This window comes from Streptomyces sp. CA189 (assembly GCF_056428985.1).
This window is the reverse complement of record NZ_JBWJVM010000012.1, coordinates 1-15,026: the sequence shown is the minus strand read 5'-3', so window position 1 is coordinate 15,026 and position 15,026 is coordinate 1. Positions and strand designations below refer to the sequence as shown.

Genomic DNA, 15,026 nt, shown 5'->3' with positions numbered 1-15,026 from the left:
AGGAGCCATTCCTCCCCTGACTGAAACCCGGGGCATCCTGGGAGAAATCCGGTGACCGCATCGCGCGTACTCGTCCTCAACTCCGGCTCCTCGTCGGTGAAGTACCAGCTGCTCGACATGGCGGACTCCTCCCGCCTGGCGGTCGGCCTGGTGGAGCGCATCGGCGAGGAGACCTCCCGCCTCGTGCACGAGGCGCTGACCGGTCCGGGCGCTGCGGGCGGCAAGCGCGAGCGGACCGGTCCGATCGCCGACCACGGGGCGGCGCTGCGGGCCGTCGCGGCGGAGCTCGCCGCCGACGGGCTGGGCCTGGACTCGCCCGAGCTGGCCGCCGTCGGCCACCGCGTGGTGCACGGCGGGACCAAGTTCACGCACCCGACGCTGATCGACGACGCGGTGCTGGCCGAGATCCGCGCCCTGATCCCGCTCGCCCCGCTGCACAACCCGGCGAACGTGACCGGCATCGAGGTGGCGCGGGAGCTGCGCCCCGACCTGCCGCAGGTCGCCGTCTTCGACACGGCCTTCCACTCGACCATGCCGGAGCACGTGGCGCGGTACGCGATCGACGCCGCGACGGCCGACAAGTACTCCATCCGGCGGTACGGGTTCCACGGCACCTCGCACGCCTACGTCGCCCGGGCCACGGCGAGGCTCCTCGGCAAGGCCGAGGAGGACGTGAACGTGATCGTGCTCCACCTGGGCAACGGCGCCTCGGCCTCGGCCGTGCACGGCGGCGTGTGCGTGGAGACGTCCATGGGCCTGACCCCGCTGGAGGGTCTGGTCATGGGCACCCGTTCGGGCGATCTGGACCCGGCGGTCGTCTTCCACCTGGCTCGGGTCGGGGGCATGTCCGTCGACGAGATCGACTCGCTGCTCAACAAGAAGAGCGGTCTGCTGGGTCTGTGCGGAGACAACGACATGCGCGAGGTGCAGCGGCGGGCCGCGGAGGGCGACGCCTCCGCGCGGCTGGCGCTGGCCTCGTACATCCACCGTCTGAAGAAGTACATCGGCGCCTACTCGGCGGTCCTCGGCCGGGTGGACGCGGTCGCCTTCACGGCGGGCGTGGGCGAGAACTCCTCGGAGATCCGGGAGATGGCGCTGGCCGGTCTGGCCGAACTGGGCCTGGCGCTCGACCTGAAGGCGAACTCGGTACGGTCCCCCGAGCCGCGCCTGGTGTCCGCGGAGTACGCACGGGTGGCCGTGGCCGTGGTCCCGACGGACGAGGAACTGGAGATCGCCAGCCAGACGTACGCGCTGGTTACCGGATAGTCACTTTGGACTTTCCACCAGACGGAATATTCCGCTACGAAACAAACCGATAGGATCCGCTCCATGCGCCGTTCCAAAATCGTCTGCACGCTGGGCCCCGCCGTCGACTCTTACGAGCAGCTGAAAGCTCTCGTAGAGGCCGGTATGAACGTGGCCCGATTCAACTTCAGCCACGGCTCCCAGGCAGAACACCAGGAGCGGTACGACCGCGTCCGGAAGGTCTCCGAGGACACCGGGCGTGCCGTCGGCGTCCTCGCCGACCTCCAGGGCCCGAAGATCCGTCTGGAAACCTTCGCCGAGGGTCCCGTCGAGCTCGTCCGCGGTGACGAGTTCACCATCACCACCGAGGACGTCCCGGGCGACAAGTCCATCTGCGGCACGACCTACAAGGGTCTGCCGGGCGACGTCTCCAAGGGCGACCAGGTCCTGATCAACGACGGCAACGTCGAGCTCCGGGTGACCGAGGTCGAGGGCCCCCGGGTCAAGACCATCGTCATCGAGGGTGGTGTCATCTCGGACCACAAGGGCATCAACCTGCCGGGTGCCGCCGTCAACGTCCCCGCCCTGTCGGAGAAGGACGTCGACGACCTCCGCTTCGCCCTGCGGATGGGCTGCGACATGGTCGCCCTCTCCTTCGTGCGTGACGCCGACGACGTCAAGGACGTCCACAAGGTCATGGACGAGGAGGGCCGCCGGGTCCCCGTCATCGCCAAGGTCGAGAAGCCGCAGGCCGTCGCCAACATGGAGGGCGTCGTCGCGGCCTTCGACGCGGTCATGGTCGCCCGTGGCGACCTCGCCGTCGAGTACCCGCTCGAAAAGGTCCCGATGGTGCAGAAGCGCCTCGTGGAGATGTGCCGCCGCAACGCCAAGCCGGTGATCGTCGCGACCCAGATGATGGAGTCGATGATCACCAACTCGCGCCCGACGCGCGCGGAGGCCTCCGACGTCGCCAACGCGATCCTCGACGGCGCGGACGCGGTCATGCTGTCCGCCGAGTCCTCGGTCGGCGCCTACCCGATCGAGACCGTCAAGACGATGTCGAAGATCGTCGAGGCGGCCGAGGAGGAGCTCCTGTCCAAGGGCCTGCAGCCGCTGGTCCCGGGCAAGAAGCCCCGTACCCAGGGCGGCTCCGTCGCCCGCGCGGCCTGCGAGATCGCGGACTTCCTCGACGGCAAGGCCCTGGTCGCCTTCACCCACTCCGGTGACACCGCCCGCCGCCTGTCGCGCTACCGCGCGAACCAGCCGATCCTGGCCTTCACCACCGACGCCGGCACCCGCAACCAGCTCACGCTGAGCTGGGGCGTCGAGTCCTACGTCGTCCCGCACGTGGACAACACCGACTCCATGGTCGACCTCGTGGACGTGGAGATGCTCAAGCTCAAGCGGTACAACAAGGGCGACACCATGATCATCACCGCCGGTTCGCCCCCCGGCGTCCCCGGCACCACCAACATGGTCCGGGTCCACCACCTGGGCAGCGGCGCCCGCGACTGACCTCGCCCGCGCCCGCCGTTTGAACTCTGCCGCACAGAGACCGAGGGCGGCACCCCGATCCGATGAGGATCCGGGGTGCCGCCCTCGGTGCGTGCGGCCGCGCGAGGCCGTACGCGTCTACTCCGCCGGGCCGATGTAGTTCTTGAGGCCCGGGACCGTCAGGGTGCCGCCGAACTGGCCGGCCTGGACGACCTTGGCGTTCGTGAAGAACGCGAACGGGACGTTCAGGGGCGGCGGGCTCTTCGGGGTGAACTCGATCGGGATCAGCCCGAAGAGGTTGCCCTTGAGGCTCTCGGTGTACATGGTCACCTTGGCCCCGCGGATCTTCGAGGTGGACCCCGGACGGGACTTCAGGTGGGCGACCTGCCCGCTCTTGCCGACCGTCTGGTAGAGGTCCTTGATGTCCAGCGAGTCCGCGGTGAACTTCAGGACGGTCTTGGTCTTTCCGCCCGCCGTCTTCACCTTGACGATGCCCTCGTAGTCGAGGCCGTAGAGGGTCAGCAGCGAGCTGTCCAGGTACCAGGGCTCGTCCGGGAGCAGCGGGATGCCCTGCTCCAGTTCGGCGTTGGCCAGGGCCTTGGCGTCGTAGGTCGGGCACGGGAAGGGTTCCTTCCCGTCCTTGCCCTTGCCCTTGCCGCCCTTGGCGTCCTCCGGCTCCGTCACCGTTTCCGGCTTCGGCTTCGGCTTCGCCGCCTCGCCCGTCTCGTCCTTCGGGGTGGTCGCGGTGCCCTTGACCTCCTCGGAGAGCTCCGAAACCGTGACGCCGGCCGTCTTCGCGGCGTCGCGGATCGCGGCCTCGGACGGGTCCGGAGCGGGCGCGGTGGTCGCCGTCGGGGACGGGGCCGGCGCTGCCGGGGCCCCCGTGAGGGGCTTTCCGAGCTCGTCGACCAGACCCTTGAGGGCATCTCCGACGCCGAGCGGGTCCAGCGGGTTCGCCGCCTTGGCCGGGGTGACCGCCGCCGGCATGAGGCCGGGCTGCTCGGCGGGCTTCTCGGCGGTCCCCGCCACCGGCTTGGAGGCCGACGGGCTCGCGCTCGGCGAGGGCACCGCGGTGGGCGACTTGCCCGGTGCGGGCGTCGTCCGCGGAGCCTTCGAAGGAGTCTTGGAAGGCGTCTTCGCCGACGGGGAGGCCGACTCCGCGGGCTCGTCGGACCGCGTCACACACGGTCCGGGCGCGAAGGGGATGTCCTTGTCATCGGCCACGGCCAGCTTCGGCGCCATGCTCATGCCGACGAACACCGCGGTCGGCATGGCGGCCAGCGCCATCGTCTTGCCGACGGGTATCTGGATCTTGGTCAGCAGCGACTTCCTGGGCGCCGCGTGGCGCGGGCCCTTCCTTTCACGGGACTCCGCACCCGGGGCCTCGCCCCGTCGCGTTTCGTCACCCCGCACTGTTCCTCCCGCCATCGGCGTGGGCAGTCGTCTCGCTCGCGTATGCCGGCGTTTCCGTTTCGCGCTGTCCCGGGACCCCGTGGGGGCCCGCCATCGCCTCGGCCTTGCCCAGGTTCACGGCGTACGCCGGGTCTCCGGTGTCCCTCGGGCCGGTCTCGTCCGCCGGCTTGCCCGGCACCCACGACAGTGCGAGGCCGCCGCCGGTGAGGGCGAGGAAGATGCCCAGACCGAAGCCGCCGAGGTTCGACACCGGCAGGGACACCAGCCCCAGCAGGATCGCGGCGACGCCCGCGAAGATCCGTACACCCTGCTGGAACCAGAGCGTCAGCCCCAGCGTGATCAGGAGGATGCCGATGATCAGCGAACCGGCGCCGGTCGTCGTCGCCATCGCGAGGGTGACATTGCCGAGGCGGACGTCCCCGTAAGGGAAATAGAGGATCGGAGCACCGCTGAGGAGCATGAACAGACCTGCCCAGAAGGGGCGGTGACCGCTCCACGCGTGGAAGCGGTAATACACCACGGTGAGCCAAGCGTCGTCTTCGGCGCGCACGTAAACCGGGGCCTGGGGGTTCATGGACAACAGCTCCCTGGAAACGGGTGGTACTGAGAACTATGTGGAGCCCGGACGGGCGGGCGACGCCGACGGCTGCCGTCACCGCCCGCCCGTCCGGTCATGCACCGGGAACGACTACTTCTCGTCCTAGTAGCAGGGCTGGTCGCCACTGAGGAGGCGCAGCTTGAGGTTGGGCAGCTTGAAGGTGCCCGCCGTCGTCGCCCACGCCTTCTGGCGCACGTTCGACAGCACCGCGCGGTCCGCACGCTGCGAGAACGCGTACGGGCTGGCGACCGTACCGGCCTGCGGCTTGGTCTTGTGGCTCGCGTCGCCGACGGCGACACCGATGTCGAGGTTCTCGAACTCGGCGTCCGTGTCCAGCTCGGCGACATCCAGGTAGATGTTGGTCGCCACCGCGGGCTTGTTCTTCTCGGTACCCGTGTTCAGCCTCAGCGTGATGTTGCCGAGCGGCGTCGGCGTCACCAGGGACTGGCACATGTTGGTGATCTCGGCGTAGCTGAACCCGGAGATGGTGACCGGGTGGTGCGCCGGCTTGCCCTTGAGGTCGTGCCCCTCGGCAATGCCGCCGTACTGGATCAGGTTCTTGCCGTCGAGCTTGTCGGCCGACACCTTGAAGTCCTGGCCCGAGACGCTGAAGGACGCCGCGAGGGCACCCTGCGCCAGACCCACTCCGACCGCCGCCGTGGCGGCGATGCTCGGCACCATGACGAGCGCGAAGCGCTTCCATCTGGTCCCGCCACGAATCTGGGAAATCATGTTCGTTCCTCCTTCTCGGACGTACATCTCCGGTCCGGGCGGTGCCCGTCCTGGGATGGGAGAAGTGCTACGTCCTCGGGAAGGAGCGCGAGCGGCCGAACCGCGGCAATTCCGCGTCCGTACACCGGCGTTCACCCCCGAGCGACAACCACTTGGCCACGCGTTCGCGCAACCTGGAGGACAGGCCCCGCCATGTGACGGAGACCCCCCTGTCCCACGGCCGGTGCCACTGCCACCGGCCGGCCCGGTGGGGACCCTCCACCGCGGCTCCGGATGAGCGGCTCTGCGGGAAGGACCGAGCGACGCCGATCGTGGTCCATTCACGACCGGGGCACAAGGGGGTTCGTTACTGGCGGGTAACGGCCAGATAACCTGAGGGAGTCCCACCCCCGTCGGACCGCAACACAGGGTGTCACCAAGGGCCACGACAGACCGGGGGAAGAGTGAACACACCGGACAGTTCACGGGGTTCGATTTACTGCGAGTAACAGCGGCCGCGATTGCCAAGTTTTGGCAAAGCGCGGCCGCTGTTTACCTCTGTGTCAACAAATCACCGGCGGCGTGCCGATGCTGTGCGGGTGCCGTGTCGGTGATACGGCGGTGGCGTGGTGGCGCCGTGCCGACGCCGTCGCGATGCCGTGCCGGCGCTAGAACAGCACCCGCGCGAGCGCCGTACGGGCCGACGTGACGAGCGGGTTGTCCGAGCCGACCACCTCGAACATCTCCAGCAGCCGCACGCGCACCGCGTCGCGGTCCTCACCGAACGTCACCTTCACGGTGTCCACCAGCCGCCCGAAGGCGTCCGCCACGTGACCGCCGGCCAGGTCCAGGTCGGCCGCGGCGATCTGCGCCGCCGGGTCGCGCGGGTTCTCGGCCGCCGCGGCGCGCACCGCCTGCGGGTTCATGTCCTTGACCCGGGCGAACAGCTCGGCCTGGGCGAGGCCCAGCTTGGCGTCGGTGTTGGACGGATCGGCCGCCAGTACGTTCTGGTAGGCGCGCACCGCTCCCTCCAGGTCGTCGGCGTCCAGCGCCTCGATCGCCTCGTCGAGCAGCGCGTCGTACGGACCGGCCGGCTCCTCGGCCTCCACCGCGCCCGGTCCCGGGGCGGCCGCGCCCTCGGCGGCGGGGTCCACCGCCACGCCGATGACGCCGAAGCGCTCCTCGGCGATCTGGACCAGCTGGGCCAGGACCGCGCGGACCTCGGCCTCGGGGGCGAAGTCCTGGAACAGCGGCATCGCCTGGCCGGCGACCACGGCAAAGACGGCCGGGAGGGCCTGGATGCGGAACTCGCGGATCAGGTTCTGGTTGGCCGCGACATCGAGCGCGGCCAGCGCGAGGCGGCCGTTCGCCTCGATGGTGAGCCGCTCCAGCAGCAGGCTCAGCTCCTGCCCCTGCTCGAAGCCTTCGGCGCGGAAGTCGAGGATGACCGGAACCTCGCCCGAGAGCGGGACGACGTGGCTCTCGAAGCGGGTCTCGTCGGTGTCGAAGACGAGCGCGGACGGCGGAACGGCCCCGGCGGGCTCGGGGGCACCGCCCTGAGCGGCCTTCCGGGCCGCCTCGGCGCGGGCCTGCTCGGCCTTGGCCTTGGCCTCACCGGCCGCCTTCACCGCGGCGAGGTCGACGACGCCGCTCATGGACATGTTTCTGGGCTGCATGCGTACATCCTCCCCCGAGTGCGCGCGCCGACGAAAAAGATCGGCCGAAACGAACCGATCGCGGTACCTGACGTGCTGTGCAGTTGTACTGCCGTGCTGCTTGTACCGCCGTGCTGCTGTACTGCCGTGCTGTGGCGCCGGTCCCCACCTGGCGCCGGTAGCTCTTCGCGTGGTTGTCGCTCTTACGCTACGAGTCGTAGCGTAACTCCCTCCGCCCTCCCGCGCCCCGTGATCTGAACCACATGTCCGGGGGGCCGATCGGCTGCACGAATGAACACCGTGCTACCGGCGGGTATGGTCTCGGCCATGCGCAACCCCAGCTCGGACGTCTCCTCCCCGCACGGCCGCACCGGCCGCCCGCGCAGCGCCGCGGCGGACGCCGCGATCCTCGCCGCGACCCGGGACGCGCTGGTGGAGCTGGGCTGGTCGAAGCTGACGATGGGGGACGTCTCGACGCGGGCCGGGGTCGCGAAGACCACCCTCTACCGGCGCTGGGCGGGCAAGAGCGAACTGGTCGTGGACGCCGTCGCGGAGCTCTTCGACTCCCTCGAACTCCCCGACCGGGGCTCGCTCCAGGCCGACATCGAGTACGTGGTGCTCCAGTTCGCGGAGCTGCTGCGGCGCCCGGAGGCCCGTACCGCCCTGATGGCGGTCATCGCCGAGTCCACGCGGGACGAGGCCCTGCGGGACCGGATCCGGTCGGCGATCGTGGACCGGCAGAAACGTCTCGTCGTACTGGGGCGCGAACGGGCGCAGGCCCGGGGCGAACTCCCCTACGAGGAGGACGAGTCCCTCGCCGCCCACACCACGGACCTGATCTTCGACGTGATCGCGGGCACGGTGGTCCACCGTGCGCTGGTCAGCTCCGAGCCGGTGGACGAGCTGTGGGTGGCCACCTTCACGGCCCTGCTCATGTACGGCCTCCAGGGCTCCGCCGCCGGCCCTTCCGGCCCCGCACAGGCGGTGTGACCACCGCCGGCCGGCCGCCGTCCGACAGGGGCAGGAAGTCCTCGCACCAGGCCGGGGCGGAAGCGATCAGCGCCTCCGAGCGCGGGTTGTGGCCCGGCCAGGGCCTCGGACGCCCGGGCCAGTCGGCCCAGCGCAGGCTGTCGGCCTCCTCCGGACGCAGCAGCCCGGAGGCCACGAGAGCGGCCCGGCCCGCTTCCAGCCCGGCGAGCCGGTAGCCGTACTCCGAGGAGTCCACCTCGTGGACATGGGCATCGGTGAGCAGCACGGAGGCCGCCACCCCGTCGAGGCCGCGCACGATGCCCGCCCGCACGCAGGAGACGTACACCTCGGGCAGCCGGCGGTGGGCCGGCACGGCGTTCAGGACCTCCGTCAGCCCGTCCCTGCCGGGCGGCTCGAAGTCGGCGGCGATGTACGCGTACGGCCCGCAGTTGGTCTGCATGAGCACGCGGGCACTCACCCCGTACACGGGGACGGGAAGGCGGCGGCCGGTCATGGCCGCCACCCTAGGGCCCTCAGAACCCCGGCGGCTCCGTGTAGGTGCCCCACTCGTCCCGCAGCAGGTTGCAGATCTCGCCCATCGTGGCCTCGGCGCGCACCGCGTCCAGCATCGCCGGGATCATGTTGGACCCGTCGCGGGCGGCGGTCAGCATGGCGTCCAGCGCCGCCGTCACCTTCGCGTCGTCCCGGCCGGCCTTGCGCTCCGCGAGCTCGCGGACCTGCACCTTCTCCACCTCGTGGCTGACCCGCAGGATCTCCAGGTCCCCGGTGACCGAGCCGTGGTGGACGTTGACGCCCACGACCCGCTTGTCGCCCTTCTCCACCGAGCGCTGGTACTGGAAGGCCGACTCGGCGATCTCCCCGGTGAACCAGCCGTCTTCGATGCCCCGCAGGATGCCCGAGGTGATCGGGCCGATCGGGTGCTGCCCGTTCGGGTGGGCGCGCAGCCCGCGCTCCTTGATCTGCTCGAAGATCCTCTCGGCGTCGGCCTCGATGCGGTCGGTGAGCTGCTCGACGAACCAGGAGCCGCCCAGCGGGTCGGCCACGTTGGCCACGCCCGTCTCTTCCATCAGCACCTGCTGCGTGCGCAGCGCGATCTCGGCGGCCTGCTCACTGGGCAGCGCGAGAGTCTCGTCGAGGGCGTTGGTGTGGAGCGAGTTGGTGCCGCCGAGAACGGCCGCGAGGGCCTCCACGGCGGTGCGCACGACGTTGTTGTACGGCTGCTGCGCGGTGAGGGAGACCCCGGCCGTCTGGGTGTGGAAGCGCAGCCACATCGTCTTCTCGGACTTCGCCCCGTACACCTCCTTCATCCAGCGGGCCCAGATCCGGCGGGCGGCGCGGAACTTGGCGATCTCCTCGAAGAAGTCGAGGTGGGCGTCGAAGAAGAAGGAGAGCCCGGACGCGAAGTGGTCCACGTCCAGCCCGCGCGAGAGGCCCAGCTCCACGTACCCGAACCCGTCGGCGAGGGTGTACGCGAGCTCCTGCGCGGCCGTGGCCCCGGCCTCGCGGATGTGGTAGCCGGAGACGGAGAGCGGCTTGTAGGCGGGGATGCCGTTCGCGCAGTACTCCATGAGGTCGCCGATGAGGCGCAGGTGCGGCTCGGGCTCGAAGAGCCACTCCTTCTGGGCGATGTACTCCTTGAAGATGTCGGTCTGGAGCGTCCCGTTGAGGACGGCCGGGTCGACGCCCTGGCGTTCGGCGGCCACCAGGTACATGCAGAAGGCGGGCACGGCGGGGCCGCTGATCGTCATGGAGGTGGTCACGTCGCCGAGCGGGATGTCCTTGAAGAGGATCTCCATGTCGGCGGCGGAGTCGATGGCCACCCCGCAGTGGCCGACCTCGCCGAGCGCGCGGGGGTCGTCGGAGTCGCGCCCCATGAGGGTGGGCATGTCGAAGGCGACGGAGAGCCCGCCGCCGCCGGCGGCCAGGATCATCTTGTAGCGCTCGTTGGTCTGCTCGGCGTTCCCGAACCCGGCGAACTGCCGGATGGTCCAGGTGCGCCCCCGGTAGCCGGTGGCGTGCAGGCCCCGGGTGTACGGGTACTCCCCCGGCCAGCCGATGCGCTCGAAGCCCTCGTACGAGTCGCCGGGCCGGGGGCCGTAGACGGGATCGACGGGGTCGCCGGAGAGCGTGGTGAAATCGGCCTCGCGCTTGCGGGCCTTGTCGTACCGGGCCTGCCAGCGACGGCGGCCTTCCTCAATGGCGTCAGCGTCCATACCGATGAATTTACTAGGACGTCCTAGTAAATGTCGATGGCCAACCCCCGGGGAGTCGTCCCGGGGGTGGGTGGATCGGCTGAGGTCAGGCGCGGGCGGCGGCCGGATCGCCCGCGATGAGGGGCTCGACCTCGGCGCGGATCCCCCGCTCGACGAAGAAGGCGGCGAGCGGGATGGTGCCGGAGACCAGGACCCAGAGGAGCTTGCCGAACGGCCACTTGGCCTTGGAGCCCAGGTCGAAGGCGAACACCAGGTAGACCATGAACAGCACACCGTGCGCCTGCGAGACCGCGAAGGTCAGGTCGGCGCCGGTGTCGAAGCCGTACTTCGCCACCATGCAGGCACAGAGGATCAGGAGCATGACCGCGGTCACGTAGGCCATGACGCGGTAGCGGGTCAGCACGCTTCGTTTCATGCCGTCGAGCCTAGCCGTCCGGTTTGCACGATCTTGATGGGGGCCGGGTTCCGCAGCAGCGGCCGGGACCAGGGCGCGTCGGCGGCGCCGGACTCCGGGCGCAGCCCGAGCTCGCGGAGCTGGTTGACGGCCATCATGGCGGTGAACAGCGCGTTCAGGTTGGCGCCGCCGATGCCCAGGCCGGCGAGGGCCTGCGCGTAGCGGGCGGTGAACGCGCTCGGGCCGACCCGCTCCCCCTCCCCGACCAGCCCGAGCCCCGCCGCGTGCAGGGCGGTGGCCTGGTCCAGCAGACCGTCCAGGTGGGACACCGCTTCGGCGCCGCGGCGCACGGCGAAGGTGTGCCCGTCGGTCAGGAGCGCCGCTTCCCCCTCCTCCAGGAGCAGCGCTGCGGAGCCCAGTACCGTCTGGATCTTGAGCTGGTCGGCATCGGCCATCGCACCGCAGGGCCCGTTGCCCTCGTCGGACAGGTGCAGGACGCCGGGGTCGCGGAGGTGCACGATCACGTGCCCGGCGCAGTGGCCCTGGCTGCGCAGGACGCGGACCGCACCGTCGGCGAAGGTCCAGCCGGTGAACCGCGACGAGCCGATCCGGATCCGCTCCAGCGGACGTTCCTCGTAGGTCCGGGTCGTCTCGCCGAAGGGCCGCATCGGCTGGAAGAGGGAGACCACCGCGGCGGCGGTCCGCGCGGGCTCCGGCAGCGCCGCGGCCCCGGCGACGCGCGCGAAGGACCGCACCCAGTAGTCCGACGGGTCCCGCATCTGGGCCACGTCGGGGGCGGGGACGTAGTGCTCGGCCGGTACGCCCAGCCCGTCGGCCAGGTCGTTGTTGCCCACGTGGTCGAGGTGTCCGTGCGTGGTGAGCACCAGCGCCCGGGACCAGAAGCCGACACGGCCGGCCGCCTCCAGCAGCGCCGCGCGGAAGACCGCCGTGACGCCGGTGTCGACGAGCACCAGGGTGTCGCCGGCCCGGTGCACCAGGGCGTTGGCGACGTCCGGCTGCCCGTGGGCGAGGTTCAGGCCCTGCCCGAGGACCAGGACGGTCCGGTCGTCGATCTCGATCAGATCGCCGAGCGCGGTCATCGGGACCTCCCGCCGTCCAGTCGGGGTCCACCCCTACCGAGCGTACGTCGCCCCCCGGGACGGCGCCCGCGTCAGCCGGCGGCGCCGGGGACGGGGGCGGGAAACGGGAACGGGGCGGCGAACGGGACCGGGAGGGTTACTTCTCCTCGAAGTCGGCCGCGGCCACCCGGAGCGGGCGCAGGAGCGCGAAGATCTCCCCGCACTCCTCGGCGTCGTAGGCGCCCAGCCCGAAGTCGATCTCCATCAGCGCCTTCGTGGCCGCCTCGACCACCTCGCGGCCCTTGTCCGTGATCGACGCGAGCGTGCCGCGCCCGTCGTTCGGGTTCGGGCGCCGGGCGACGAGGCCGGACTTCACCAGCCGGTCCACGGTGTTCGTCACCGACGTCGGGTGGACCATCAGCCGCTCGCCGATCTTCGACATCGGCAGTTCGCCGGCCTTGGAGAAGGTCAGCAGTACCAGCGCCTCGTAGCGCGCGAAGGTCAGACCGTACGGCTTGACGACCGCGTCGACCTCCCCGAGCAGGATCTGGTGTGCCCGCATGATCGAGGTGATCGCGGCCATCGAGGGCACCGGACCCCAGCGCTGCTGCCAGAGTTCGTCGGCGCGGGCGATGGGGTCGAAGGGAAGGCTGAGCGGCTTGGGCACGCACCAGACCCTACCGGGCGGTCATTTGGCGGCCGCATCCGTCTCACGCCTCGGCCCGTCCGTCCGGCGCACCTCGGCGAGCAGCAGCAGGACGACCCCGGTGCCCAGGACCGCGGCCGACGCGACGACGACGTGGACGGGCAGGAACTCCGCCGCGACTCCGGCGAGCGCCATGCCGACGCCCTGAAGGGTCATCAGCCCGGTGCTGAGCAGGGTCATCGCCCGGCCGCGCAGTTCCTCGGGCACGGCCTCGACGTACCACTGGTCGAGCCCGAGGGTGTACGCGTGGGCCAGCCCGGCCAGCACGAGGGCCGCCAGCACGAGCGGCAGGCCGGGCCGGACGGCGTAGGCGAGCAGCGGCAGCAGCGAGACGGCCGCGAGCGGGGCCGTGATCCGCGAACGCGTTCGGGCGGTGAGCGCCGAACCCGCCCACACCTCCCCGGCGATGGCGCCGGCCGGCATCGCGCACATCAGCAGCCCGAGCCCGGCGGTGGAGATGCCCAGACCGGTGGCGTACGGGGTCAGCAGCGCCTCGGGCACCACCACGAAGAGCGGCGGCAGCCAGCACAGCAGGGTGAGGGCCCGCAGCCGGCGGTGGCCCAGGACGGCGCGCAGTCCGGCGAGCGGGGAGACCCGCGGGCCGGCGCACACACTCCGGGCGGGCCGGGCCCGGGTGCCCAGGCGCAGCAGGGCCGCGGAGCCGAGGAAGCCGGCGGCCGTGAGGAGGATGGCCCCGCGCGGGGCCAGCACAGTGAGCAGCAGCCCGCCCAGCCCGAAGCCGATGAGCTGGGCGCTCTGGGCCACCATCCGCAGCAGCGAGCGGCCCAGGACGTACGCGTCGCCGGTGCCGAGGACGTCGGTGAGGGAGGCGCTGCGGGTGCCCTGGAACAGCGGCGCGACGAAGGCCATCGCGCAGCGCAGTACGAGGAGCAGCGCGACCGGGGTGCCGGGCGCGGCCATGGCCGCCGCGCAGGCCGCGCAGACGAGGTCGCAGCCGACGAGCACGCGGCGGGCGGGGAGCCGGTCGGCGAGCGGCGCGAGGAGGGTGCCACCGAGGGCGTAGGGGAGGAAGCCGAGGGCGAAGGTGAGCGCGCTCATCAGGGGGGAGCCGGTGGCGCGGTAGACGAGGACGGTGAGGGAGATCTCGGCGATGACGACGCCGAGCACGGACAGCAGGTGCGCGGCGAAGACCGGCCGGAACTCCCGGACCCGGAAGACGGCCCGGTACCCGGCGGATTCCGGCACGGGGGTGCGCTCGGGCGGCCCGGGGGCGGGGTGCGGCTCGGCGGCGGGTGCGCCCTGGTCTGCGGTGGCCATACGCAGGACCCTGGCGCGCCCTAGGCTGGCGGGACAGAGATTCGGCCCCAGCCGAATCACCCGCACGACACTGCACCCACACTGCACCCGCACCGGGAACGCTCGCTCCAGGGAACGCCCATGCCCTTCCACTTCCGCTTCGGCCCCGCCGACCTGATGCGCTGCCGGTTCTCGATCTCCCCCCGCTGGGAGACCCAGGAGGCGGTACGGGTCCTGCTGGACCGGCGGCGCCACGCCTACCACCTGCCCTGGCTCCGCGGGATCCGCACGGCGGCCGCCGGGCTGGACCTGCGGCCGCTGTGGCTGCTGATGCCGCGCACGGGACACAATCCGGACTTCCTCAGCCCGCCGCCGACGGGCCCGTCGGTCACCTTCGAGGAGGAGCTCGCGCGGGTCCGGGCCGCCGATCCGCAGGCGGCGCGGGAGGACCTGCGGCGCTCCCTGGTCTGCACCCCGGGCGCCCTGGAGAGCCCGGCCGGGCAGCGGATGCTGGCGGATCCGGAGCGGGCGGTCCAGGAGCTGGCCGATCTGTACGAGCAGGCCTGGCGGGTGCTGGTCGCCCCGCACTGGCCCCGGCTGCGCGCACTGCTGGAGGCGGACGTCCTGTTCCACTCCCGGCGGCTGGCCGCGGGCGGGCTGGAGGCCCTGTTCGACGGCCTGCACCCGGATCTGCGCTGGTCGGGGAACACCCTCAGCATCGCCCGCCGGGGCCACCACGACCGCTCCCTCGACGGCCAGGGGCTCCTCCTCATGCCGAGCGCCTTCGTCTGGCCGGAGGTGGTGGGCGGCTACGACCCGCCGTGGCAGCCGACCCTGGTGTACCCGGCCCGGGGCATCGGCGCCCTGTGGACCGCCCCCGCGGGCCCGGCCCCCCGGGCCCTGGCCCGCCTCCTGGGCCGTGCCCGCGCCGACGTCCTGTGCGCACTGACCGAGCCGGCCTCGACCACCGCCCTGGCCCACCGCCTGTCCCTGGCCCCCTCCACCGTCTCCTCCCACCTGAAGACCCTCCAGGCAGCCGGCCTCCTCATCCCCTCCCGCCACGGCCACCAGATCCTCTACGAACGCACCCCGCTGGCCATCGCCCTCACCAATCCAGCCCCGCCGGGGGGCACATCCAGCCCCGCCGGCGTTTGAGGCGCGGGGGTCCGGGGGCGGAGCCCCCGAAGGGCTCCGGGCGCAGCCCGGGGTCCGGGCGCACCGGGGGTCCCCCCGGACGGAGTCTGGGGGAGGGTAGGGGACCAAGCCCCCCC

14 protein-coding genes are annotated in these 15,026 nt (G+C 71.5%); 4 read left to right on the top strand and 10 right to left on the bottom strand.

All coding sequences use genetic code 11. The annotated features are described in order from the left end of the window. Positions 1 to 51 precede the first annotated feature (51 nt). The gene (locus tag AC061S_RS12415) at positions 52 to 1,266 is read left to right on the top strand and encodes an acetate/propionate family kinase (protein WP_478685962.1); all 1,215 of its coding nucleotides are present in this window, start codon (positions 52 to 54) and stop codon (positions 1,264 to 1,266) included. 63 nt (positions 1,267 to 1,329) lie between these two features. After that, the gene (gene pyk, locus AC061S_RS12410) at positions 1,330 to 2,760 is read left to right on the top strand and encodes a pyruvate kinase (RefSeq protein ID WP_478685961.1); all 1,431 of its coding nucleotides are present in this window, start codon (positions 1,330 to 1,332) and stop codon (positions 2,758 to 2,760) included. Between the two features lie 117 nt (positions 2,761 to 2,877). Here pyk and AC061S_RS12405 read toward each other — a convergent pair whose 3' ends face one another. From AC061S_RS12405 to AC061S_RS12390, 4 genes are all read right to left on the bottom strand, one after another. Beyond that, on the bottom strand, positions 2,878 to 4,152 hold the full coding sequence (locus AC061S_RS12405) for a hypothetical protein (protein WP_478685960.1): 1,275 nt from the start codon (positions 4,150 to 4,152) through the stop codon (positions 2,878 to 2,880). Further along, on the bottom strand, positions 4,142 to 4,726 hold the full coding sequence (locus AC061S_RS12400) for a DUF6114 domain-containing protein (RefSeq protein ID WP_478685959.1): 585 nt from the start codon (positions 4,724 to 4,726) through the stop codon (positions 4,142 to 4,144). The genes AC061S_RS12405 and AC061S_RS12400 overlap by 11 nt, the downstream gene beginning before the upstream one ends. 126 nt (positions 4,727 to 4,852) lie before the next feature. Then, entirely contained in the window at positions 4,853 to 5,482 is a 630-nt protein-coding gene (locus AC061S_RS12395) for a DUF6230 family protein (protein WP_478685958.1), read from the bottom strand. Positions 5,483 to 6,129: 647 nt separating this feature from the next. Next, complete coding sequence (locus AC061S_RS12390; RefSeq protein WP_478685957.1) at positions 6,130 to 7,137, bottom strand: co-chaperone YbbN; 1,008 nt, start codon at positions 7,135 to 7,137, stop codon at positions 6,130 to 6,132. A 306-nt stretch (positions 7,138 to 7,443) separates the two neighbouring features. On the opposite strand from AC061S_RS12390, the gene AC061S_RS12385 reads away from it, so the two are divergent. Then, positions 7,444 to 8,106, top strand: a complete 663-nt coding sequence (locus tag AC061S_RS12385) for a TetR/AcrR family transcriptional regulator (RefSeq protein WP_478685956.1) — start codon at positions 7,444 to 7,446, stop codon at positions 8,104 to 8,106. On the opposite strand, the gene AC061S_RS12380 is transcribed toward AC061S_RS12385, so the two are convergent. The 6 genes from AC061S_RS12380 to AC061S_RS12355 form a co-directional block, all read right to left on the bottom strand. Next, the gene (locus AC061S_RS12380; RefSeq protein ID WP_478685955.1) at positions 8,048 to 8,599 is read right to left on the bottom strand and encodes a hypothetical protein; all 552 of its coding nucleotides are present in this window, start codon (positions 8,597 to 8,599) and stop codon (positions 8,048 to 8,050) included. The two genes, AC061S_RS12385 and AC061S_RS12380, sit on opposite strands and share 59 nt — an antisense overlap. 19 nt (positions 8,600 to 8,618) lie before the next feature. Next, positions 8,619 to 10,319 carry an acyl-CoA mutase large subunit family protein gene (locus tag AC061S_RS12375; RefSeq protein ID WP_478685954.1) on the bottom strand — a complete coding sequence of 567 codons (1,701 nt, stop codon included), beginning with the start codon at positions 10,317 to 10,319 and terminating at the stop codon, positions 8,619 to 8,621. 85 nt (positions 10,320 to 10,404) lie between these two features. Further along, the gene (locus tag AC061S_RS12370; protein WP_385369130.1) at positions 10,405 to 10,734 is read right to left on the bottom strand and encodes a DUF3817 domain-containing protein; all 330 of its coding nucleotides are present in this window, start codon (positions 10,732 to 10,734) and stop codon (positions 10,405 to 10,407) included. Next, positions 10,731 to 11,813, bottom strand: a complete 1,083-nt coding sequence (locus AC061S_RS12365) for an MBL fold metallo-hydrolase (RefSeq protein WP_478685953.1) — start codon at positions 11,811 to 11,813, stop codon at positions 10,731 to 10,733. Before AC061S_RS12365 ends, AC061S_RS12370 begins: the two co-directional genes overlap by 4 nt. A 136-nt stretch (positions 11,814 to 11,949) precedes the next feature. Further along, positions 11,950 to 12,459, bottom strand: a complete 510-nt coding sequence (locus AC061S_RS12360; protein WP_450907209.1) for a MarR family winged helix-turn-helix transcriptional regulator — start codon at positions 12,457 to 12,459, stop codon at positions 11,950 to 11,952. A 21-nt stretch (positions 12,460 to 12,480) separates the two neighbouring features. Further along, positions 12,481 to 13,776, bottom strand: coding sequence for an MFS transporter (locus AC061S_RS12355; RefSeq protein WP_478685952.1), 1,296 nt, complete (start codon positions 13,774 to 13,776; stop codon positions 12,481 to 12,483). 120 nt (positions 13,777 to 13,896) lie between these two features. Here AC061S_RS12355 and AC061S_RS12350 point away from each other — a divergent pair, with 120 nt between their 5' ends. Continuing rightward, positions 13,897 to 14,910, top strand: coding sequence for an ArsR/SmtB family transcription factor (locus AC061S_RS12350; protein WP_478685951.1), 1,014 nt, complete (start codon positions 13,897 to 13,899; stop codon positions 14,908 to 14,910). Positions 14,911 to 15,026 lie beyond the last annotated feature (116 nt).